At 46.7% G+C, this 22951-nt stretch carries 15 protein-coding genes; 13 read left to right on the top strand and 2 right to left on the bottom strand.

What is annotated here, in order from left to right; all coding sequences use genetic code 11:
- The 11 genes from QMA35_RS14000 to QMA35_RS14050 form a co-directional block, all read left to right on the top strand.
- Positions 1–1203 (top strand): hypothetical protein (locus tag QMA35_RS14000; protein ID WP_281647776.1); only part of this gene is annotated, 1203 nt, incomplete at its 5' end.
- 482 nt (positions 1204–1685) lie between these two features.
- Positions 1686–3881, top strand: coding sequence for an ABC transporter substrate-binding protein (locus QMA35_RS14005; protein WP_281647777.1), 2196 nt, complete (start codon positions 1686–1688; stop codon positions 3879–3881).
- Position 3882: 1 nt separating this feature from the next.
- Positions 3883–4860 carry an ABC transporter permease gene (locus QMA35_RS14010; protein ID WP_281647778.1) on the top strand — a complete coding sequence of 326 codons (978 nt, stop codon included), beginning with the start codon at positions 3883–3885 and terminating at the stop codon, positions 4858–4860.
- Positions 4860–6230: an ABC transporter permease gene (locus QMA35_RS14015; protein ID WP_281647779.1), complete on the top strand. Its 1371-nt coding sequence runs from the start codon at positions 4860–4862 to the stop codon at positions 6228–6230. Before QMA35_RS14010 ends, QMA35_RS14015 begins: the two co-directional genes overlap by 1 nt.
- Positions 6231–6232: 2 nt before the next feature.
- Positions 6233–7837 (top strand): dipeptide ABC transporter ATP-binding protein, encoded by a 1605-nt coding sequence (locus QMA35_RS14020; protein ID WP_281647780.1) that lies wholly within the window; start codon positions 6233–6235, stop codon positions 7835–7837.
- Between the two features lie 181 nt (positions 7838–8018).
- Positions 8019–11699 carry a hypothetical protein gene (locus tag QMA35_RS14025; RefSeq protein ID WP_281647781.1) on the top strand — a complete coding sequence of 1227 codons (3681 nt, stop codon included), beginning with the start codon at positions 8019–8021 and terminating at the stop codon, positions 11697–11699.
- Positions 11700–11788: 89 nt separating this feature from the next.
- The gene (locus QMA35_RS14030) at positions 11789–12250 is read left to right on the top strand and encodes a hypothetical protein (protein WP_281647782.1); all 462 of its coding nucleotides are present in this window, start codon (positions 11789–11791) and stop codon (positions 12248–12250) included.
- Positions 12251–12358: 108 nt separating this feature from the next.
- On the top strand, positions 12359–12754 hold the full coding sequence (locus tag QMA35_RS14035; protein ID WP_281647783.1) for a YbaN family protein: 396 nt from the start codon (positions 12359–12361) through the stop codon (positions 12752–12754).
- Between the two features lie 140 nt (positions 12755–12894).
- The gene (locus QMA35_RS14040; RefSeq protein ID WP_281647784.1) at positions 12895–13554 is read left to right on the top strand and encodes an HAD family phosphatase; all 660 of its coding nucleotides are present in this window, start codon (positions 12895–12897) and stop codon (positions 13552–13554) included.
- 294 nt (positions 13555–13848) lie between these two features.
- Entirely contained in the window at positions 13849–14202 is a 354-nt protein-coding gene (locus tag QMA35_RS14045) for a hypothetical protein (RefSeq protein WP_281647785.1), read from the top strand.
- A gap of 118 nt (positions 14203–14320) precedes the next feature.
- A complete protein-coding gene (locus QMA35_RS14050; RefSeq protein ID WP_281647786.1) occupies positions 14321–17122 on the top strand; it encodes a pitrilysin family protein in 2802 nt (933 codons plus the stop codon).
- Positions 17123–17171: 49 nt separating this feature from the next.
- Here QMA35_RS14050 and QMA35_RS14055 read toward each other — a convergent pair whose 3' ends face one another.
- Positions 17172–17960 (bottom strand): hypothetical protein, encoded by a 789-nt coding sequence (locus QMA35_RS14055; RefSeq protein ID WP_281647787.1) that lies wholly within the window; start codon positions 17958–17960, stop codon positions 17172–17174.
- A gap of 612 nt (positions 17961–18572) precedes the next feature.
- Here QMA35_RS14055 and QMA35_RS14060 point away from each other — a divergent pair.
- Positions 18573–19904 (top strand): hypothetical protein, encoded by a 1332-nt coding sequence (locus QMA35_RS14060; protein WP_281647788.1) that lies wholly within the window; start codon positions 18573–18575, stop codon positions 19902–19904.
- A 16-nt stretch (positions 19905–19920) separates the two neighbouring features.
- Here QMA35_RS14060 and QMA35_RS14065 read toward each other — a convergent pair whose 3' ends face one another.
- A complete protein-coding gene (locus QMA35_RS14065; RefSeq protein WP_281647789.1) occupies positions 19921–20961 on the bottom strand; it encodes an acyltransferase family protein in 1041 nt (346 codons plus the stop codon).
- Positions 20962–21276: 315 nt separating this feature from the next.
- Between QMA35_RS14065 and asnS the strand changes: the two genes are divergently transcribed.
- Positions 21277–22692, top strand: coding sequence for an asparagine--tRNA ligase (asnS, locus tag QMA35_RS14070; RefSeq protein ID WP_281647790.1), 1416 nt, complete (start codon positions 21277–21279; stop codon positions 22690–22692).
- Positions 22693–22951: the final 259 nt, after the last annotated feature.

A 22951-nucleotide genomic window follows, 5' to 3' on the forward strand; every position in this document is an offset into this window, starting at 1 on the left:
AAAGATAACAGAGCTACTACACAGAAATTGGTAGAAAAAGGTGAGAAGCTTGACAGATTACAACAGGAATTAAGTAAGCAGGTACAGTTTCTTCAAATGAAAGAGGTTGAGCTGCAGGATGTAAAGTTTAAAAGCCAGCGTAGATTTGATGATCTTCAGACGAAAACTCAGGAAGTACAAAATTTAAGGGGAGATTTGCAAAAGAAAACCAAGTTCTTAGAACAGAAAAATGTAAGCGTCTCGGCGCTTACTGAAGAGCTGGCCAAGGTTAAAGAGGAGCACTCAAAACAAGTACAAAACCTGACAGAAGAATACAGGGCTGCTCTGGAAAGCGCAAAGTTAAAATATAACAGCCAGAGACAACAGAATAGAAGCTGGCATGTGATTGAGGTTTCTAATCTTAGACATAGCCTTAAACAAGCAAAGCAAACGCTGGATGAAAAGGTGAAAGAATGCGACAGCCTAAAACAGCAAGAGAAGCAACTTAAAGAGAAATGCAGTGAGCTTGAAAAAGTTGAAGAAACTCATGTAAAAGGAATAAATCGTCTCAAGCAACAGAAAGATGAGCAGAGTTCTCAGGTTTTGTCAGATCGTGCATTGCTATCTCCGTTAGACCCTGTCGCTGCACGGCAGAGGAGCGACGTTAGCAAGGCACATGAAGAATTAGGCCGACAGCATGGACTCATGAAAAGACTCTTGACGTCACTCTCCTCTCAGGAAGCTGAATCAGAAGCCAGTAGAGAAACAGGGCAGGACAGAGCGCAGGACAGAGAGCAATGCTATCAACAATTCGAAGCACTGGCAGGAGTTATCGATTCCAATAAGGAGCAAATTTGTGAATTGCTGGATGCTATTCGACATGGCAAACAGGTGGATATTGTTGTCAGGAATCCACCGATTGAAGAAGTGTCTAGTGATCCTGACACAGTGGATAACTTAATGACAGCTGACGATGTTTCACCGTATGGTGTAACTCACGATTCGGTCGCTGTACATTCTACCAGCAGCAGAAACACTGATGAAATGGATGATATCCCTGTAGCGAGGGTAACTCCATTTTCTATGAGTATTGTTGAATCGACCGCTACACCAATGGAAACAGAAGCGCAATCATCGTCTGTTCAGTCAGCGGGAGGATTTGATACAAATCAGCAAGGTACATCAGCGTTTTTTCTGTCAATACCGGCAAAACCTGAACTGTAGAAGTCGACTCCAGCGTCAGGTTCAGAGTCAGAAGCTCAACCAGTGGTTACTGTTGATACTGTTAGACATATGGAAAGATCTGGAGCCTGTGATATTCCATCGATTGAACGCTTGATAGAAACATGTGATTTCCCGGAAACGCCTGACGGTGACAGGGGCAATGATGTGTGTTGAATTCAAATTGGATCAAAGAAAGTGGGACAATGGCCCGAGTTTCTCAGAAAGTGATTACCCGGATTTCTGGAGCTGTAGTTGAAGTACTCAGCACCATTGCGGCAAGGAAGTAAAAGAGAGCCATCACTGCTTTCTCTTCAGGCGTAAGTTCCTCAGTACATAACAGGGAGCGTAACAGTACTCTTACAAGCACCAATAGCTTCCAGAGCTATACCCATAGCCAAAAACATGAGAAATTAACTGTTGAGATCGGTTATTACTTACAATAACTAATCTCAGTATTTGTTAGGTAACAAATGGACAACGCCATGCCCCGCTTCGGGACAAGACGATTTCTAAGCAAAACACTGCTACTGACATCCCTGCTGATTCTGGGAGCTTGTTCAGAACCGTGGAACGATCCCAATCCACCGGAGAAGCCCGGTGAAACAGTATATTACGGTAGCTATTCCTCTCGCCTTCAGCATCTTGACCCTGCTCGTTCCTATAGCGCTGAAGAGACTGTTTTTATTGACCAGATTTATGAAGCTCCGTTTCGTTACCACTTCCTGAAACGCCCCTATGTACTGGAACCATCACTTGCTGAAGCTATGCCGGAAGTGACGTATCTGGATAAAGATCAACAACCGGTACCAATGGACAGCGACAAACTGGCATACAGTCTGTACACCATTCACCTTAAACAAGGGGTTAAGTACCAGCCTCACCCGGCATTGGCGAATGATGAATGGGGCAACGCTCTTTACCTGTTCAACTCTCCAGAGCAATCTCTGCAATACCCAACACTTTACGATTTTCCGGAAAACGGAACCCGGGAAATGGTTGCAGGTGATTTTGTTTATCAGATCAAGCGTCTTTCCGATCCCCAAAATAAATCACCATTACTGGGCTTCCTCTCTAATTACATTGTCGGCATGAGTGAGTTTGGCGAGCAGGTTATGGAACGGCCCCGTGACCAATGGCTGGATTTGCGGAAGACACCATTGGAAGGTGTTAAGGCCGTTGATGATTACACCCTGACAATCCGCATCAAAGGTTTGTACCCTCAGTTTTCCTACTGGATGGCGATGCATTTCTTTTCGCCGATCCCCTGGGAAACAGACCGCTTTTATAACAACCCCGGTTTTGCTGATCGTAACCTGACCCTGGACTGGTTCCCCATCGGTACCGGTGCCTTCATGATGACCCGCAACGATCCAAACAGAGGCATCACACTTGAGAGAAACCCCAACTATCGTTTCGATCCATTCCCTTCAGAAGGTGAACTTGCAGATCTGACCAATGGCAATTTAAACGATGCTGGCCAAGCTATGCCGTTTATTGACCGAGCAACTTTCCGCCTGGAAAAAGAAAGTCTGCCTCAATGGTCCAAATTCATGCAGGGCTGGTATGACCGCTCTGGTGATGACACCCACAACATCAGCTCCAGCAACTTTGACCGTGCCTTTGTCGTCTCTGGTGATGGTCTGGAACTCAGCCAGGAAATGCAGGACAAAGGCATTACTGTCAGCACCGAAGTGAAACCATCTATTTATTACTACGGCTTCAATATGAAAGACCCAGTGGTAGGTGGTTACACCGAAGATAAGCGCAAACTGCGCCGTGCCATCAGCTTGATTATGAACACTGAAGAGTTTCTGGAAATCTTTGCCAACGGTCGAGGTGAAACCGCTATGGGGCCCATTCCCCCCGGCATTACCGGTTATGTTGAGGGCGAGGCGGGCATTAACCCTTACCTTTATGACTGGGTAAATGGCAAACCCAAGCGTAAATCTATTGAAGTCGCAAAACGCCTGCTCGCAGAAGCGGGTTATCCTAACGGTCGCGATAAGAAAACCGGTAAACCGCTAATTATTTATCTGGATACCACGGGTGGGTCTGCTGGCCCTATAGCCGACTGGCGTCGCCGACAGTTTGAAAAAATTGGTGTTCAGCTGGAATACCGCACCAGTGATTACATTCGTTTCAAACAAAAGATGCGGGCAGGCAATACTCAACTGTTTGGCTGGGGCTGGCTGGCCGATTATCCCGACCCGGAAAACTTTCTTTTCTTGTTGACCAGCTCCCAGACCAGCGAAAGCTGTCAGTGTGATGGTTCTAATACTGCGAATTATCAAAACCCTGAATATGACCGCTTGTTCGACCAGATGAAAACCATGGAGAACTCTCCGGAGCGTGAAGCCATTCTTGCCAGAATGGTGGAGATCGTTCGCAGAGATAACCCCTGGATGGGCGGCTATCACGTTAAAGAGTATTACCTGAATAACAGCTGGGTCACTAACACCAAACGCCACGGTATTGCCCGGGATACTCTGAAGTACCTGAAGCTGGACAAAGAAACACGTTCAGGCAAGCAGCGGGAGTGGAATACTCCTGTGATTTGGCCTCTGCTGGCAACGTTTGCAGCGTTGACGTTGCTGATCTGGCCTGCAGTCAGAGCTTACCGCCGCCGCCAGACTTTAAGAGTCAGCCCGGCCATTGAACAGTCAGGGAGGAGCAACTGATATGTTTGCCTATATTATCCGCCGACTGTTTTATGCCATCCCTATTTTGGTTGGGGTTAACCTGATCACCTTTTTCCTGTTCTTTGTGGTGAACAGTCCGGCTGATGTTGCCAGGGCCCATCTCGGAGAAAAGTATGTGACTCAAGAAGCGATAGATAACTGGGTCGCCGAAAAAGGTTATAACCGGCCACTGATGTTTAATGCGCAGGCTTCCGGCACGGAAATGGTGACCGATACTATTTTCTTCCAAAAGTCTCTTCGCCTGTTCACCTTTAACTTTGGCCCGGCTGATGATGGCCGGGATATCGCCAGCGATGTTCTGACACGTATGGGCCCAAGTCTCGCCTTGGCTGTGCCCAGCTTTATTATTGGTATCTGGGTGAATATCTGTGTCGCACTTCTTGTGGTGATGTTCCGGGGAACACGATTGGATAAAGCTGCCGTGGCTTTGTTTGTTTCCCTAATGTCGATCTCTGGCCTGTTCTACATCATTGGTGGCCAGTATCTGGTTTCAACCGTGTGGCGACTTGTGCCTATTTCCGGGTTTGAACCGGGGTGGATGGCCTGGAAGTTCCTGATACTACCGGTAGTCATTGGGGTTGTTGCTGGAATTGGTTTGGGAGCACGCTGGTATCGCACACTGTTTCTGGAAGCTGCTGACCAGGACTTCGCCCGCACCGCACGAGCAAAAGGTGTGAGTGAACTGGGTGTTCTGTTCAAACACGTTTTGCCCAACGCCATGCTGCCAATCCTGACGGGGGTCGTGGTTGTTATCCCCGCTCTGTTTATGGGCAGCCTGCTGATGGAAGCCTTCTTTGGTATTCCGGGGCTTGGCAGTTATATGCTGGATGCCATTCGCGCACAGGATTTCGCTATTGTCCGCACCATGGTTTTTGTGGGTTCCGTTCTTTATATCATCGGCCTGATTCTTACGGATATTTCCTACACCCTGGCTGATCCACGGGTGAGGTTGAACTAATGGATATGATAAAGCCCGTTATTCTCTGGACCGATATTCTGATTTGGCTGCTGGTTATCAGTCTGTCAGCGTTTCTGTTTACTCTGCGTAAGAATCCAGAATCCCGTGCCCAGTGGCGCCAGGTGTTCAGCTCGAAACTGGGCATGGTCACATTTATTATAATTTTGTCGTACATTGCACTGGCTCTTATTGATTCCCTGCACTTCCGAAAGGCACTTTCTCATACTGAAGGTCAGGATATTGAGACTGTTTACTATTCCAATACGGTGAACAGTGCTCTTGATGCTTTACTGGGGGAAATGGGGGAACTGAAAGAGCGTTCTTATTCTTCGCCTTTCTCATTAAAATCCTTCACCAAAGAAAATATGACCGATGAAAACGGTCAGCCCTACCGTGGTTACCCGGAGCTGGAGCACGCTGGCAGCCACCTTGATAACAAAACCGGTCATATCAATGACATCCTGCTGCAAAGCCTGATCGGTATCGGTAAAGGTTTGATCGTTGGACTGTTTTTATGTGCACTGTTGAAAGCCTTTACCCGCAGCAGTGACCTGCCCTGGCGTACAGCAATGATCACGTTGTTGATTGTTTGTGCTCTGCTGGGGTGGATGCTCCACGTAGGCAATCTATACCATGTATTGGGAACAGACCGCGCTGGTAACGATACCCTTTATGACTCCATTAAAGGAATTCGTACCGGAGTTTTGATTGGTACTCTGGCAACACTGATTATGATGCCAATCGCCATTACTCTGGGTATTTGCTCCGGTTATTTTAAAGGTTGGGTGGATGATGTAGTTCAATACATTTACACCACTCTCAGTTCCATTCCCGGCATTCTTCTGATTGCTGCTGCGATTCTGCAGTTTCAGGTGTTTATCGATTTGAACCCGAACTTCTTTGAAGTCGGATTAGAAAAAGCTGACGCCCGCTTTCTCGGCCTCTGCTTTATTCTTGGTATCACCAGCTGGGCAGGACTTTGTCGTTTACTCCGTGCAGAAACCCTGAAGATCAGTCAGTTACCTTATGTTCAAGCTGCCCATGCCTTTGGTGTGAGCCATCTGCGCATTATCCGCCGTCATATTCTGCCCAATGTTATGCATATTATTCTGATTACTTTTGTACTGGACTTCAGTGGTCTGGTACTGGCAGAAGCCGTGCTGTCCTACATTGGCGTTGGTGTGGATTCTGCCATGCCGAGCTGGGGCAACATGATCAATCTGGCTCGTTCTGAACTCTCTCAAGAACCTGTGGTTTGGTGGAATCTGATTGGCGCATTCTTCTTTATGTTTACCTTAGTACTGTCGGCCAACCTGTTCTCAGACTTGGTAAACGATGCCTTTAACCCCAAAAACAGGCAGGAGCGCTGATTATGAATCAGGATAAAACATCTGTACTGTCTGTCCGTAACTTGAGTGTTTGCGTTAACAACTATTCTCAGGCACCAGTACTCAAGAATGTCTCTTTCAACCTCCATCCCGGGGAAGTGTTTGCACTGGTTGGTGAATCCGGCAGCGGCAAATCTGTGACTTCTTTGGCAATGATGCGCCTGTTGCCTGACGCACTGAAAATCACCAGCGGCGAAGTCAACTTTGATGGCAATGATCTGTTTCATGCCACCGAGAAGGAGATGACTGCTGTACGGGGCAATCATGTCGCCATGATTTTTCAGGAAGCGCTAACATCCCTCAACCCTGTACAAAAGGTTGGCGTACAGATTGAAGAAACCTTAAAACTTCATTCTCAGCTGGATGCCAAAGGTCGCAGAAAACGTATTATCGAGCTGTTGGAGGAAGTCGGCCTTCCTCATCCAGAAACACGTATCAGCTGGTATCCACATCAGCTTTCTGGTGGCCAACAACAACGCATTATGATTGCTATGGCTCTAGCCTGTGAACCGGATATTTTAATTGCTGATGAACCAACAACGGCTCTGGATGTAACTATCCAAAAACAGGTGCTGGATCTCATTCGCAATCTGGCGCGTTCCCGCAAACTGGCAGTTTTGTTGATCACCCATGATATGGGTGTGGTTCGGGAAACTGCCCAGCGGGTTGGGGTGATGTACAAAGGTGAGATTATTGAAGAAGACCTTTGTGAAGATTTCTTCCGTAATCCGCAGGAAGAATACAGCCGCCGTTTAATAAACAGTCTGCCTGACCAAGATCATTTCCGAGATCCAGCTGAACCCACTCCTTTGTTAAAGGTTGATGGCCTCAAAGTTCACTTTCCCCAAAGAAAAGGTATTCTCCAGCGTATCCATTCCTGGACAAAAGCTGTGGACGATATCAATCTGTCTATTGGTAAGGGCGAAACCTTGGCTCTGGTTGGAGAGTCCGGTTGTGGAAAAACCACCACAGGCCGCGCCATTCTTAATCTGGAAAAGGTAACCGATGGTTCCATCACCTTTGATGGAAACACTATCAGCCGAATGTCCCGTAAGGCTATACTGCCTTTGCGTCGTAAAATTCAGGTTATCTTTCAAGACCCCTACTCTTCAATGAACCCCCGCATGACAGTTCAGCGAATCATTGAGGAAGGCATGATCAGTCTTAATCTGGGTTTGTCTCCAGAGCAAAGAACCGAACGGGTAATAGAATTGCTTGAGCGGGTAAAACTTGAGCCAGATCACTGTTTCCGCTACCCCCATGAATTTTCCGGTGGCCAGCGTCAGCGTATTGCTATTGCCAGAGCTCTGGCAGTGAATCCGGAAATGATTATTTGTGATGAGCCCACCAGCGCTTTGGATGTGTCCACCCGGGCAGAAGTCCTGAGTCTATTGCAAGAACTGCAGCGAGATCTCAGGGTTTCTTACCTGTTTATTACCCATGACTTGTCCATCATTCCGCAGCTGGCACACAGAGTTGCAGTCATGAAAGACGGTAAGATTGTGGAAACCGGAGCCACGGAAGATGTGCTCACAGAACCTCGTCATAACTACACCAGAGAACTGTTGAGTGCAGTTCCCCATATATAACCTGCCTTAATAAACCCGTGCAGCTGGAACACCTGTGTCTCCAGCTGCCCCCCCAAGCACATTTCTGACAGCTTTGTTTGCCCTGCCAACAAGTTGGTTTTTTAGACTCAAATTCGAGGAACAAGCCCCTCCTACCTGTGCTCTATTGATTATCAACACGGTATCAAGGATGAGGCAGAAAATGACATCACAACTACCGAAAACAGCGCCTGTGGCACCGCTATCAACAAAGTGGAAACCGGTTTTAAGTGAAGTGGTACCTACTGACCCGACCGCTGTAACACGCGCTCATCCCACAACAATAACAGCAGCAGCAGCAACAGCAACAGCAACAACGTCACCACTGCAAACAGAATTCACAGCATCTCAGGAAGGCAAACCACTTGAGAATATGGACGTTAGCATTCCCGAAGCAAGCAAACCTTCTGCGCTTTTAGTGGAACAGAAACGTAGACCAGTAAAACGGAAACGTAGCCACCGATCCGAAAGTGATGATAAAGACATACGCTCTGCTTCACCCAAGAAGTCAAAAACCAGTACTGCAACTCACGAAGAGCCTCGAGAAAAAAGAAGGCATTCAGACAGAAGTTTTTCATCCTCGGTGCAAAGACTACGACTCCGTCCAAAAGAGCAAGAGTTTGTTAATGAGCTGATGAGCAGTCATACCAAAATCACTCAATGGATGCTGAAGCGGGATTTCAGTGCCATACACGCTGAGATAAGCAAACTCGATGAAAAATACCATGACTCCTTCAGAAGGGGCAAAAAATGGTTCCACCTCAAAGAATGGGATTACTACAACTGCTGCACCCAAGATGAACAGGCTCGTTTACTCGAACTCGTTGACTTCAGAGACTGCAGTCAATTTATTCAGAATCATCATGAAGAACCTGAAGATTGGATAGGCAACCTCAGTGAAAATTTTCATCAGCTGCACAAGGAAGAGTTTCGTCAGGCGACTGTTTTTGCCAACTGCTTTTTGAGTAATAAAAAATACCTCACTCCCCAGAACAAACAGCACAACCTAAAAAGCTCACTCAACCATTTGGACTGGGCACGACGCAGCCAGATGCTGGACAGTAGCATGCGCGCTATGTGGATTGACTGCTATCTGAGTTCCGCTAAACAACTTTTTGAGTTTGATCCTGCACAGCTCGATAATGCGCCCTGCACTTCGGCTTACCCGATTATTAAAGATGTGACTCAAGAACTTGATCAGCAAATGACAGATGACTCAGTGTCAGAAGAAGAGCGGGGAATTGATTGCCTGAGCCAACTGTATTTATGGGTTAAATGTCAGGAGTACAGCACTGAATCATTATTGGTTCTTGCCTGTACCGTACGGCACTTCACCAGACGTTATATTCATACATTAGATCACGATACAACTTTAAAGGAAAAGAGGCAGAATCTCTCTAATGTTCTGCGTTACTCCTCTGAACTACTCCTGTTTGGGATCAAGTGCGTCGATAAGGGAATACTGCCCGAAACTCTCGAAAGTCTGGGTTTTATGCGCATGGGCATCCACCAGATTTACAAGCAGCTTGATGAAATGGTGCAAACCTTTGACCGAACTACATTCCATGACCTCCAGCAAAAAAGTCATGCCATTAAAGAATGGGTAACAAGCTGTTGCGTTATACCTGGATCAACATTTATGGACGCCCTGAGTGCAATCCACCAAAAAGAGTATGATGATGCCCATTCTCTTCTTAATGATCTAAAAAAAAGCTACCACGGTGGCGAAGAATTCGATGCTATCTGCATAGCCAAAGCTTGGGCTTACCTTGAAGAAGGAAACAAAGAAAAAGCCAAAGACCATCTCAGCCAGGTTAAAGCGGGTGATGATACAGGCATCGGTTATCAATACCTGTTACTGAAAATCAGGCTGAAACACGTACAATCAACGCGTTTTGACACAGCTCACACTGCCCAGGGTCGTACCGACCAAAGCTGGCGTTATCATAACCTGTGCATGCAGTTTTTAATCAATCATCAGAAGGGCGTTCAGACCGAATATCCAGGGCACAAAGAATCAAATCCTGAACCACCAGCATCGCCTCTACCCACAGACCCCATGGCTAAAGAACAAGAAGAGATGAGCATTGTTTCTAGTGAGGTGAGTGGAGATAAATGTGAAGAAAAAGATGAAGAAAAAATCAGCACTTCATCAGTACCCACTGAACAAAGCCAACCGAAAGAAGATTCAGATAGTTTCCAATCTCAACCCATTGATATGTTCAGTACCATGATGACCGATGAACTACCAAAATCTCACGATCCTAAAGTTCTCACACAGGAAGAAATCCTGCAAACCAGCCTTGAATACGACAAACTCATTGGCGCCCAGCTTGAAGTAATTGAAGAACTTAAGCGTGATAAGCAACGCCTGGAATCAACGCTTGAGGAGGTTCAATTAAACTGTAGAAAAGCTACTGAGGATGCTGCAGAGAAAAAGAAACAGATCCAAAATATATTGGGCGATATCGAGAAACTAAAAAAAGAACATTCGGTCTTTAAAACCCAAGAGTATCAATCCCGAAAAGAAGAAGTTGCCAAATATCAAGGATTTTTAACACAAGCCGAAAAGGATGTATTACACGCCAAAAAGCAACGTAATAATTTTCGCCAAGAAACAAAAAATTCGAGTAAAACTCTGGCCGAAAGAACCAGAGAACTTGGAGCGACCAAAGACACCCTAACAGAAAAAGAAGAAGAACTACGCAATACGAAAGACTCCCTCAAACAGGTGGAAGATAACCTTGTTCAGGAAAGAGTAAAACTATCTGAGGTAACACGCGATCTTGATGCAGCAAGAAAAACACTTCAGGAACAGAATGAACAACAGCGGAAAATGTTACAAAGAGCCGTACATGCTGATCACATATCTCCTTACGTTGACAAGATAGTTTCTCAAGCAAAAAGTTGTTTGACAACAACCCAGTGCGTTGTAAGAGAGCTACAAGAAGAAGAAGCTCAAAATAGAGAACTGGAGAGCCTTACCTTACCGCAACTGGCAATAAAATTCCCTTCTAAAACCATTGAGCATGGAGCGGAACAGAGATCTCCGGAAACTGTCGCGGACTCCTATGAAAGTGTCGCGGACTCCTATGAAAGTGTCGCGGACTCCTATGAAAGTGTAGAAGCCATGTACATTGGCGAAGTCACCAAACGGGACTGTGAGATTGACGAACTTGCCACCTCTCTTTCTACCAGTCAACAGAACTGTGAAACTTTAAGGCAGAACTGTGAAGCTTTAAGGCAGATTAACCAGCAATTGTCTGAAAGCTCACATAAGCAACAAAACACAATTGCTGATAAAGACAGGGAAATCGAGCGTTTGAAACGTGATCTCCGTGGTTATGAAGCCGATATGGCCACAACGCACTGGCAGGAGTCAAAAATTGCCGGATTAGAGTTACAGCTTCAGCTGCAACAACAACAACAACAACAGAGCAGCGAATCTCAGCTCAGGCAATACTTGGAAGAAAACAACCAACTTAAGAAGGATCTGGATATAGTCAGGAAAAAAAACAACCAACTTCAGAACGATCTAGATATAGCCAGAGAAATGGAGAGTATCTTGTCAGCGCTCCAAGATCTGTCCCCAGTATCTGTTGGTTTACCTTCCATAACACAACAGCAACCCTACTCAGTAAGCACACGGCCACTCAGCCACCCTTCGCTTGTAGCTGCCGCCCCACCTTCAAGCTTGACAACAGTAGTCTGGAGTGGTAGAGGTATTACTCCTTCAGCACGAACATCTACTGGAGATATTCAGCAACCGCAACCTCACCCGCAACAAATTTTCAGTCCTTACGGAGGGTATCCACCTGCCACATCCGGAGACAAGCTCTGGTAATTCCCCAATAGTCTGAGGCGAGCCTATACTGCTCAAGCTTTTCTGCCGGGAAACAGCTCTTGTTCTTTTTCTGTTCCGGACAAAAAGTTATGTTTTTGAAAAATGTTCCCAGAGTTTGCGCCCTATTGACTCCCGTTGCCCTGATGAGCCTCTCTGCTTCATCAGCCAATGCCGGTGAAGCCTACGATCATGCAGAGCAGGCATTTGTATCAGGTGAACAAGTGAAAGGGTTCATCGACATAGGGGCTTGTGAATTACTAAAGTCAAAACCCAAGAGTGATGGAAAAGAGGAGTGGTCATTTGCCTTTAGCCTCGGGCATTCACAAATAGTTAAGGTTTACCACCAAGACGGTGACCCAAATAAGGTCACTTACAAGCTTCGTCAGCACGACTTCCTGATGACAGCCCCTGGTAAAGAGCCAGGCCGGTATTTTCGGGAGGTTGATATCTCAGCCGATGGCAGTGTCGGTGTCACCATCAAGGAAAATAAATGGCAGGGAACCTGGTCTTGCCCGGAAGGCGCTTTGAGCTTTCCATCCAACGTCGATTAATCCAATCGCTCCCCCTGCTCCATAAAGATCAAGGGGAGCTGAGTTCGTACACGCCCGTCCGATACTGTTATGATTTAGTATCCAGGTAATAGCAGTTGTCCAGTTACTATGTCTGAAACGCCACCCAACCTTCGACTGATAAGGCGCTCACTGTATGTGTTGGGTGGGATTATGTCTCTTATTGCAGGCCTTATCGGTATCGTATTGCCAATCTTGCCAACAACCCCTTTTATTCTTTTATCCGCATGGTGCTTTGCCCGCTCCAGCAAGAGCTTCCACACTTGGCTGATCACTCACCCATACTTCGGTGAAGTTATCTCCAATTGGGAAAAATACAGGGGAATGACCAAAAAAAATAAAAAACGAGCCTACTGCGTTGTTCTTCTGGGCGCCGCATTCAGTTTATATACTGTGCCTGTTATTTGGGTAAAGCTGCTGCTTGTTCCAGTATTCATTGCTGTACTGTGGAATATCTACAGGATGAATACTGTCGCTGAATCCTAGGAACATGTTCGTGGGAGTGAACATGGCGCCCGAACACAGGATCGGCATATTTACAGGTATAAAAAACGATACACAGCTATTGTCTAGAACAACATTAACCCTGAATATGCCCTCAACAACCCTTGCTGGAGTATTTCCCGTTGCAGACTCTACCTTCTGCCATTCTTCTGGATATGGACGGCACCCTGTTCGACAGTGAGGCGATGTACAGAACCCTCTGGAAAAAAACCGCCCGGGAATACGGCATTGATTTAAATGATGAGGTTTATAAGAAGTTTATAGGAGCTCGCTACGATCAATGCCTGGAGTTTATACAAGAACTGGGAGGTGAAGGTTTTGATATTCAAGGTTTTCTGGATTTAATCAACCGTTACGAAAAAGATGTTCTGCCACCGCCCCCAAAGAGCGGAGTGATCGAATTTCTGTCCTGGATCGAAAATAACAATATTCCCAAAGCGGTGGTGACATCATCCGGAACGGAACGCTCAGAATTGACCTTAAGCACAATTGGTGGAAAAAATCGTTTCGACGCCGTAATTACCGGGAATGATGTACAGAACCCCAAACCTTCACCAGAACCTTACCTAAAAGCTTGCAAGACTCTGGGAGTAACGCCCCAACACACATTGGCCATTGAAGACTCAAACACTGGCGCCCTTTCAGCTATGAGTGCTGGTTGTCCTACAGTTATCGTCCCGGATATGTTGCCTATCCATAATGAAGTCAGGAATCAGTGCCTGCTTATTATTGAGTCATTGGATATTTTACCCGGATGGATTAACCAACAGTTTTCACGTTGAAACTGAAAATTACAGAAGCGAGTAATACGCCTCTGTAACATTACACACTGTCACACCCCCCAACGCCCCATCGGCTATCCTTCCCGTCTGCGTCCCGGATTTGAGGAGGTTACTGTGGTATTTAGAAAAAACTTGAGCAGGCAGTCAAAGCAACACCTGGACCTGCTGAAAATGGCAGCTATTAGCTGTTTAATTGCCCTTCCCGCATATAGCTCTGATAAATCAACTTATCTGATAACACCATTTAGCTCGGTAAAAGAGGTCACAAAAAACAAACATCTTCCGTGGTATGAAATGAAAGAAAACGCAGTACAGCTCCCAACAGTTAATCATTATTATGGACTGGATGGTGGTTACGTTGGTTGCTTTTCCAACACGCCAGACTATTCTTTCCGGTCAATTAAAAATCCGGCAGGGGGAAACTTCTATCTGAAAGGGCGCATCCGGTTAAAAGGATCATTCCCTAAAGAGTACTTTGTTCCGGATGGTTATGACGATCAGGACATATCCGCTCTTCCGGAATTCAATAAACTCTGTGCAAACACTTTTTCATTCTGCCAGGACTGTTGGGCAGGAGGGTTTTGGAAAGATGCCCCTACAATAGTGGCATTAATAATTCTCAGTGATACTTATCAGCCAACCCCATAGCAGATGAACACCACTTACAAAATAAGCGACAATTGACGGGAACCTTTTCTGGCTACGGTTGTCTGTGTCTGTGATAAGCTCAAAGTCAAAACCTTCCAAGGATTTTTGAAACATCACTATGATCAAGACATCCCACACTTCCAAGCGACTGAAGGGAACTGTTCTGGCACTGGCCGTTGGCACTGTTCTTGTTTCCGGCTGTTCAGGAATCAATCCGGTTACCCGTTTGAGTAACCAGCAGACTCAAACACTGCCGGAAGTAAAAATCCCCTACGAAAAATTCACGCTGGATAATGGCCTCACTGTTGTGGTGAACGAAGACCGCAAAGCGCCAATAGTTGCCGTGAATGTATGGTACAAAGTTGGCTCCAAAGATGAGAGCGTGGGCCAGAGAGGATTTGCTCACCTGTTTGAACATCTGATGTTTCAGGGGTCGGAAAATTACAAAGGCGAGTACTTTGTTCCGTTTAAGGAGGCCGGTGTAACGGATCAGAACGGTACCACCAGCACCGACCGCACCAATTACTTTGAAACGGTTCCTACCCCAGCTTTGGATATGGCTCTGTGGATGGAATCTGATCGTATGGGACACTTTGAAGGTGCTATCAGTCAAGGCACCCTGGATGAGCAACGGGATGTTGTTAAAAATGAAAAGCGCCAGGGAGAAAATCGCCCTTACGGAAATGTCTGGAGTCGGGTCACAGAACAAACATTCCCCAAAGGTCACCCCTATTCCTGGCCGACGATTGGCTATATGGAAGATCTCAACGCTGCCAGTCTGGACCAGGTAAAAAGCTGGTTTGATACCTATTACGGGCCCTCTAATGCCGTGCTGGTACTATCTGGTGATATTGATGTAGAAACCGCGCGGGAAAAGGCACAGAAATACTTTGGGGATATTCCAGCTGGCAAACCACTGAATAAACTGGAAGCCTGGATTGCCAAACGCACCGAAGAAAAACGTGACAGCATGCAGGATCGTGTACCACAGGCTCGCTTGATGAAAGTCTGGAACGTGGCCGAGAGCGGTACCCGTGATGCCGAAAACCTCTCCCTTGCCACCGATGTTCTGGGTGGAGGAAAAAACAGCCGCCTTTATAAGCGATTGGTGATTGAAGAACAGTTAGCAACCAGCGCCGGAGCATTCCTTTACGATCGCCTTCTGGCAGGGCAGGTTATGATCTCAGTGGATGCCCGCCCCAATGTTCCACTTAGCAACATTGAAAAGATTGTTGATGAAGAGCTGAGAAAATTCCTGAAAGAAGGTCCAACGCAAGAAGAGCTTGATCGCATTCGTTTCAGCCAGGCCGCATCTTTTGTAAGGGGCACAGAACGGGTCGGTGGTTTTGGCGGTAAGTCCGATATTCTTGCTCGCGGCGAAGTGCTTTACGGAAACCCTGGTTTCTACCAGAACAGTTTCAAAATGATGAAGGAAGCGACACCAGGAAGCATCCGCAAGAGTTCTGATCGCTGGTTAAGCAGCGGTGCTTATGTTCTGGAAGTGACACCTTTCCCACAGTACAGTCACGCAAAGACAGGGGCGGATCGCAGCAAAGTTCCAGCCGCCGGGGACATTGTCAAAGTCCAACTGCCAGAACTGCAACGGGAGACTTTATCTAACGGGCTCAAAGTGGTTCTGGCCAGCCGCCCGCAAACACCAGTAGTGCAGATGGAACTACAATTTAATGCTGGACTGTCTGCACGAATGGGTAAGCCGGGTCTTCCTGGCTTTGCTATGGCCATGCTGGATGAAGGCACTGCAACTCGAAGCAACCTGCAGATTGCCGCAGAACTTGAAGGCCTCGGTTCAGGTATAAGCGCCAGTAATGATCTGGATACTTCCAGCCTTTATCTCGATGCGCTGACAGTCAGCCTTGATCCCACTCTGGAAATCCTTGCGGATGTGTTGATAAACCCAGCCTTTGAAGAAGATGATATCCAACGTCTGCGCAGCAACATCAAAGATGGCATCAAGCAGGAAAAAGCTGCCCCAACCGGCATTATTCGCCGGGTTCTGCCAGAACTACTCTATGGCAAAGGCCATGCCTATAACACTCCATGGAGTGGCAGCGGTACAGAAGATTCTATTGATGCTTTAAGCCGTGATGATCTGGTAAATTTCTGGAAAACCTGGCTGCGCCCTGACAACGGTACATTAATTGTTACCGGTGATACCACCATGGATGAACTCAAGCCAAAACTTGAGAGGGTACTTGGCCACTGGCAAGCTCCCACTGAGCCCATGCCAGCTAAAGATATTGCCAAGATCCGCAATCCAAAAGAAACCCGTGTCTTCCTGATTGATTATCCGGCAGCAGGTCAATCCGTTATTGTTGGCGGCCAGTTGGTTATGCCCAGCAAGGATAAGCGCACCCTGGCATTCAATATCATGAATGATGTGATTGGTGGTGAATTTACCGCTCGCGTAAATATGAACCTGCGGGAAGATAAAGGCTGGGCTTATGGCGCCAGCAGTTATGCCAAAAGCGCCGTTGGTCAGCGCCCTTATCTGGTCAGCACTTCTGTGCAATCTGACCAGACGGGTCCGGCGGTTGGGGAAATCCTGAAGGAGTACCAGCAGTTTCTGAGCAAAAAACCAGCAACAGAAGAAGAGTTGAAGTTTGTGGAACGCAATCGCATCCGCAAACTTCCAGGCAGTTATGAAACCAACAGTGCACTGTTAGGTTCTATCAGCAGCCTGGTTGAGTACGATCTGCCACAAAACTATCTCTACAATTATGCAGAGCGGGTTCAGGCGATCAAACTTCCTGAGGTACGCAAAATAGCTACAGAGTTCTTGAAGCCTGATGCCTTTACCTGGGTTATTGCCGGGGATGTGAAGAAAATTCGCCCACAGATTGAAAAACTGAACCTTGGAAAAATCACTGTGTTGGATCGTAATGGCCAGCCGGTGAAGTAAACTGTCTTTTCCTTTTTTCTAATAAAGGTTGCTTCGGCAGCCTTTATTTTTATCTGACGCTTGTATATCTCGCCAACATCAAACTTCCCTGTGATTTCTTTTTTCTTCCCTTCAATGACCCAGCAGGGCTGACTGCTGGAGATACTATCGGCGAACTTTCCCGGGAGGAATCCGACAAAGATGAATCTGGGCCGGTAGAGCTTTTCGATGAATACCTTAAACCAAGACCGGAAGCGGGTCGTTCTCGTCGAGGAGAGCTGAACTCCCGCAATCTTTTCAATTCTCGTTCCTGGCGAGGTGAAGAACAACATTGTTCCGCTATGTAATCACTCACATTGATCGAAAAATTCCCTTTCTTAAGAAGCCAGTCCTTAGGGTTTAATCGGTAAGGGTCTTTCACCTGAACGAGTGTTGTCAGTGCATTGGAAATACGAGCAGACAATTCAGTAGAAGGCCTTTGTACATACCCGGTAATCATGTTATCTAAATCGAAGAGGAATTTATAAGGTCCAAAACCAGTGACAACCCATGCATTTTCTTCAAACCTGTTGCCGGGATCATCTGAACGGCAGAAAGGTACATTAGCCCCGGTTGGGCCAATAAAAATATTTCCCGGGATATATCCGTAAAGTGTTATGAATGCATCGAAACTGGGAGGCTGTTCACAACTTTCATCGTGCCGCACTCTTTTTCGAATCAATAGTTCACAAAACTCTCTGGCGCCTTCTACTTCGTCTGCCCGCTTAACATTGTATTCGGAAAGACTTCGGCAAAACTGGGTTAGGAACTTTTTGGAGGACTGGAGGTGACCTTCCTCAATATGTTTATTCCAATACATAATCAAATTTGAGAATGGCACTATGTGATGACAGCAGAGGGGTGATGACAGCAGAGGGGAACACACAAAGAGCCACCAGAATAATCACTGGCACGCACACGATCACGACCCTGAACAGCGTAATATCGCTACAAGTTTAAAGCTGTGGTTCCTATCAGGAGGCTATGAATGGGCTTTAGACTGCCACCGCAGCACTATTAGCCGTGAACTCAGGCGCGATTCCAGCATCAGTGGTTGTAATGCTCATCATGCACATCAGCAAACACTGAAGCCGCGCCAAAAACACTCTAAATCCGGCAAAGATGAAGACTTGAGTCTTATAGACATACTGAAAGGCATGAAATGGACAAATACCAAGATATAAGAGTTTCTGGTCCGGCATCATCCGGAGCTAGCCAAAACAATCGATAGTCTACTAAAAGAAGATGAACGGCTCTGATTCTTACGGAATATGAGGTTCATCAGGGCTTTCCTGTGCTGATCTGTTCTTTTCATCTAACCCATCAAATCAGACCGCCAAAAAACAGGCTTTTCTTATAAATTCAACCCAATCCTGCTATCTCGCAGCTATTGTTAGCAAATGATATAAATGGAATTTATCAAGACTCGATTATGGGAATATCAAAACCTACAGGCTCAACTACAGCGCAACAATCACAGAGCCCCCACCCTGCCCCTGCAACCCCCTCCAAAGTTCGCAAAGGCAAACATTCTATTACCCTAAAGCCAAATGCCTTGCCGAAAATGCCTAAAGGGGGGAATACCTATGACTTAAAAAGTCATGCAAGCCGCTCTATTGATAAGGTTGATGCCAAACCAGAAGAGCAAGAGGTTGTATCGTTAGCAGTCCACCGGCAGCTTGAGCAGTTGGCCGGTGTGCTCACGGATACCCCCGTGAACAATCGGGCAGGTCAGGTTGCAACCTGGGAGGCTTTGTTTGATACCAAAGACCATATTGATGACGATTTACGCTCCTCACTAACCAGTACTATTGAAAAGATTCAGGCATCATTAAAAGTACCGGACGGGGCGTATGATGATGAGATGGTAAAGGAAGTTGCCCAGGAAGTTACGAAAGAGCTGAGTTCTAAAACTCTGCACGATCATCCTGAACAGCGACTATCCCAGGCTCATCATGCTTTGGCGAAAAGTGGAATGCCTGTCAGCTCATTACCATTAAAAAAAGAACTGAGTAACATCTCAACTGTGGATGAGTTTTCCACAACGCTGGAAAACTATCAGTTAACTGCACAGCGGCCATTAACAGATGAGGAGAAACAAGACGCGCGCGTTGAATACACTCGTATCCGGGGGCAACAATTTATGGATACCGTACACAAGAAAATACATGACGCCGCCCAAACAGAGCTGGACAGAAGAACAGAGCTGGCTAAACAGTATGTACAGATGACTGATAAGGGGCCTATGGATATGACACCAGAAGGTCCTGTCCATGTAAATCTCACACTTCACATAATTAAAGGGGAGTGCGCCAACGACACTCAGGCCCTTGCGCTTATGGGGATTCATCCGGGCATGGATGCCAAAGCCATGACTGCAATTGCTCAACCAATTTACGATGCAACGATAACCCAGCTACTTTCTGAGTTACATGAGCAGGTTGCGCAAACCCTTCCAAATATCGAAACAGCAACAGCGGACGAATTGGCCAGAGCAGTTAACTTTAAAAAAGCCAAAGCCAAGCACACCAAAGAACTGGTGCAGGAAAAGAAGCGAAAGCTCAGTGGCGCCTCAACAGCCAAGAAAAAAGAAGTTATGGCAGGCGTTCATGAGCGAGTGGAAAAACGTCATCAGAGAATGATCGGAGTTATATGCCAGGTTGGAAATAATATCATTGCTCAAAAAACAACAAGTCAGGCAGGTTATTCACCGTTTGAAGTTGAAGGTGGCCGGATAACCAGACCACCTTCAACAGCTCTCTAAAATGCCAAATCATGACTCATGGCACAAGCCACGCCGTGGCTTTACTCTTGCTAAGCCACCAGACAAAAAATAAAGAGATAATCATTACAATTATGGCAACCGCTGGAACAGTTAACAGAGTTAACCCTGGAAACAACTCCCAATTTTGTATAGGCCAGAGAACAATGGGATGAAACAGGTACAGCCCAAGGCTGTGATGCCCAATGAAATACACCGCACGCCTTAACTTCCCCTGAAGCTTCACACCATAATAAAACGCTGCAACAAAGACCGCAGCAGCCACAACGACTGTATTCAGGGTTTTATAGGAAGTGTACATACCGGGTGAGTAATCCCCGGCTGCTGAAGATAAATCCCAAACACCATACAAACCGGCAACAATGGCAAAGCCTGCGGTAATAAACAAAGCTCTGCGCTGTTCAAAATTTAATGGCATACGAACCAGAGCGTAACCCAGAAGCAAATAGCCTCCATACATAATCACACCAGTCATCCAGTCAGATTCTACGCCCAGCAGGTAAAACAGCGTCAAAACCAGCCATCCCAGAATCAACATACACAGCTGATCATCGGACATTTTCTGCAGCAAGGGCGCAAGAAAGGGAATAACCAGATAAAGCGGAATGAAATAGTAAAAAAAACCCAGATGATACCAAGTCGCTTCTTCCGGAAGCCCCGCCAGAAGAGTCAACGCTGGCTCTAAGTCATAAAAGATACCCTGGCTATCCCAACCTAACCCTGCCAGAAAAGCATAAAAAACAGACCAGATTAAAAATGGAATCACCACCCGCCTGATTCTGCGGTTCAGGTAAATGTGAAGATTAAACGGGCGGGTATCCGGAAGCATTAAAGCGCCTGTAATCATGATGAATACCGGAACAGCCCATCGGGAACTGACATTAAATCCCACGGCTGCGAGCCAGTCATAATCCGGAATCTGGCCAATCATACTCCGGTAAGGGCCAATCACATGAATTATGATGACCGCAAATGCTGCGACGGCTCTGAGCAGTTCAATAAAAAAATAACTCTCTTTTGGCTCATCCCGTGGTTTCATTCACCCTATCCATACAGCTTATAACCAGAAAAAATACATCCACCGACCCATTCCTCTCGGGGAACCAGGGGCGTTGATGTTTTATAGTACGGAGACCCTATTCGCGCACGGATAGACTGGCAGATCTACGGTGAGAGTTAAATATTGTAAGAGCCCTTATCAATAAGAATCTCTGAATGCGGGGTTTGCGGATTGATATTCCCGTCAGCCCTGAAACACTGGCACAGTTTTCATCTTATTTTCTGGTCGACGCTGTCATCTTGCGCTGGCCAACTTATAATCAATCTCTAACGATTCAAGTAACGACTATAGCCAATGAGCCATATCTCCATTGTCGATCTGCTGGCCGGCCAAAAGCCCAATGGCCAATCTTTACAAGAGCAGGAAATTGAACTGTGCGGCTGGATTCGCACTCGCCGTGATTCCAAGGCAGGCATGTCCTTTCTGGCCGTTCACGATGGCAGCTGTTTTGACCCTATTCAGGTTATTGCTGAAAGCGGCCTGCCTAACTATGAAAGTGAAATCCAGAAGCTGACCGCCAGCTGCAGTGTGCGGGTAAAAGGTATTCTGGTGGAATCTCCTGCCAAAGGTCAGGACTGGGAAGTCAAAGCCACTTCCGTAGAAATTGTAGGCTGGGTTGACGATCCTGAAACCTACGCGATGCAGCCCAAGCGCCACTCCATGGAGCATTTGCGTGAACACGCGCACCTGCGTCCACGCACCAATATCATCGGTGCTGTAAACCGAGTGCGCCACTCCGCCGCTAACAGCATTCACAACTTCTTTGATCGTGAAGGTTACATGTGGGCCAGCACCCCTCTTATCACAGCCTCTGACTGTGAAGGTGCTGGCGAAATGTTCCGTGTGTCTACATTGGATTTCAACAACCTTCCTCGCACAGACAAAGGCGATGTTGACTTCAACGAAGACTTCTTCGGTAAACAAGCATTCCTGACTGTATCTGGTCAGTTGAATGCTGAAGCTCTGGCCTGTGCCCTGAGTAAGGTTTACACCTTTGGTCCAACCTTCCGCGCTGAGAATTCCAACACCAGTCGCCATCTGGCTGAGTTTTGGATGGTGGAACCCGAAGTTGCTTTTGCAGATCTGAGTGATGTGGCAGATCTGGCCGAAAACATGCTGAAGACGGTTTGCGGCGAGATCCTTGAAAAGCGTACTGATGATATGGCGTTCTTCAACCAGCGTGTTGATAAAGGCTGCATCGAACGTGTGAAGACGCTGTCTGAATCCAGCTTCACACGCATGACCTACACAGAATGCATCGATGTACTGCTGAAATCAGGCAAGACGTTCGAATTCCCTGTGTCTTGGGGTATCGATATGTCTTCCGAGCACGAACGTTTCCTGGCGGAAGAGCATGTAAAAGGCCCGATAGTGGTAACCGATTACCCGGCCAGCATAAAACCGTTCTACATGCGCATGAACGACGATGGCAAAACTGTTGCCGCTATGGATGTTCTGGCTCCCGGCATTGGTGAAATCATCGGTGGCAGCCAGCGTGAAGAACGCCTGGAGGTACTGGATGCCCGTATCGAAGCTCAAGGTATGAATAAAGAAGATTACGGCTGGTACCGTGATCTGCGCCGCTATGGCACCGTTCCTCACGCGGGCTTTGGTCTTGGTTTTGAACGTTTGCTGGGTTATATGACCGGTGTTCAAAACATCCGTGAACTGATTCCGTTCCCACGAATCCCACGTAACGCGTCTTTCTAATCGCGTTATCTCCAAACCCATGCTGCCCTGAGCAGTATGGGTTTTCATTCCCCATTCCCCGCACAAAAACAATAATCCTCTACTATCATTCATCAGGGAATCGCACTCTTAGTTTAAAAAATGTTGGCTTAAAGAATGTTTGCCAGAGTCGTTGTTTTACTGTGTCTGTTGATAACGCTTAGCTCAGCTGTTTATTCAAACCCTTTTACAAGCAAAGCCCTTTATCATCATCTGAAAATTACTTACACACCCACAATTG

It is taken from the genome of Parendozoicomonas sp. Alg238-R29 (assembly GCF_947331445.1).
Lineage (GTDB): Bacteria > Pseudomonadota > Gammaproteobacteria > Pseudomonadales > Endozoicomonadaceae > Sansalvadorimonas.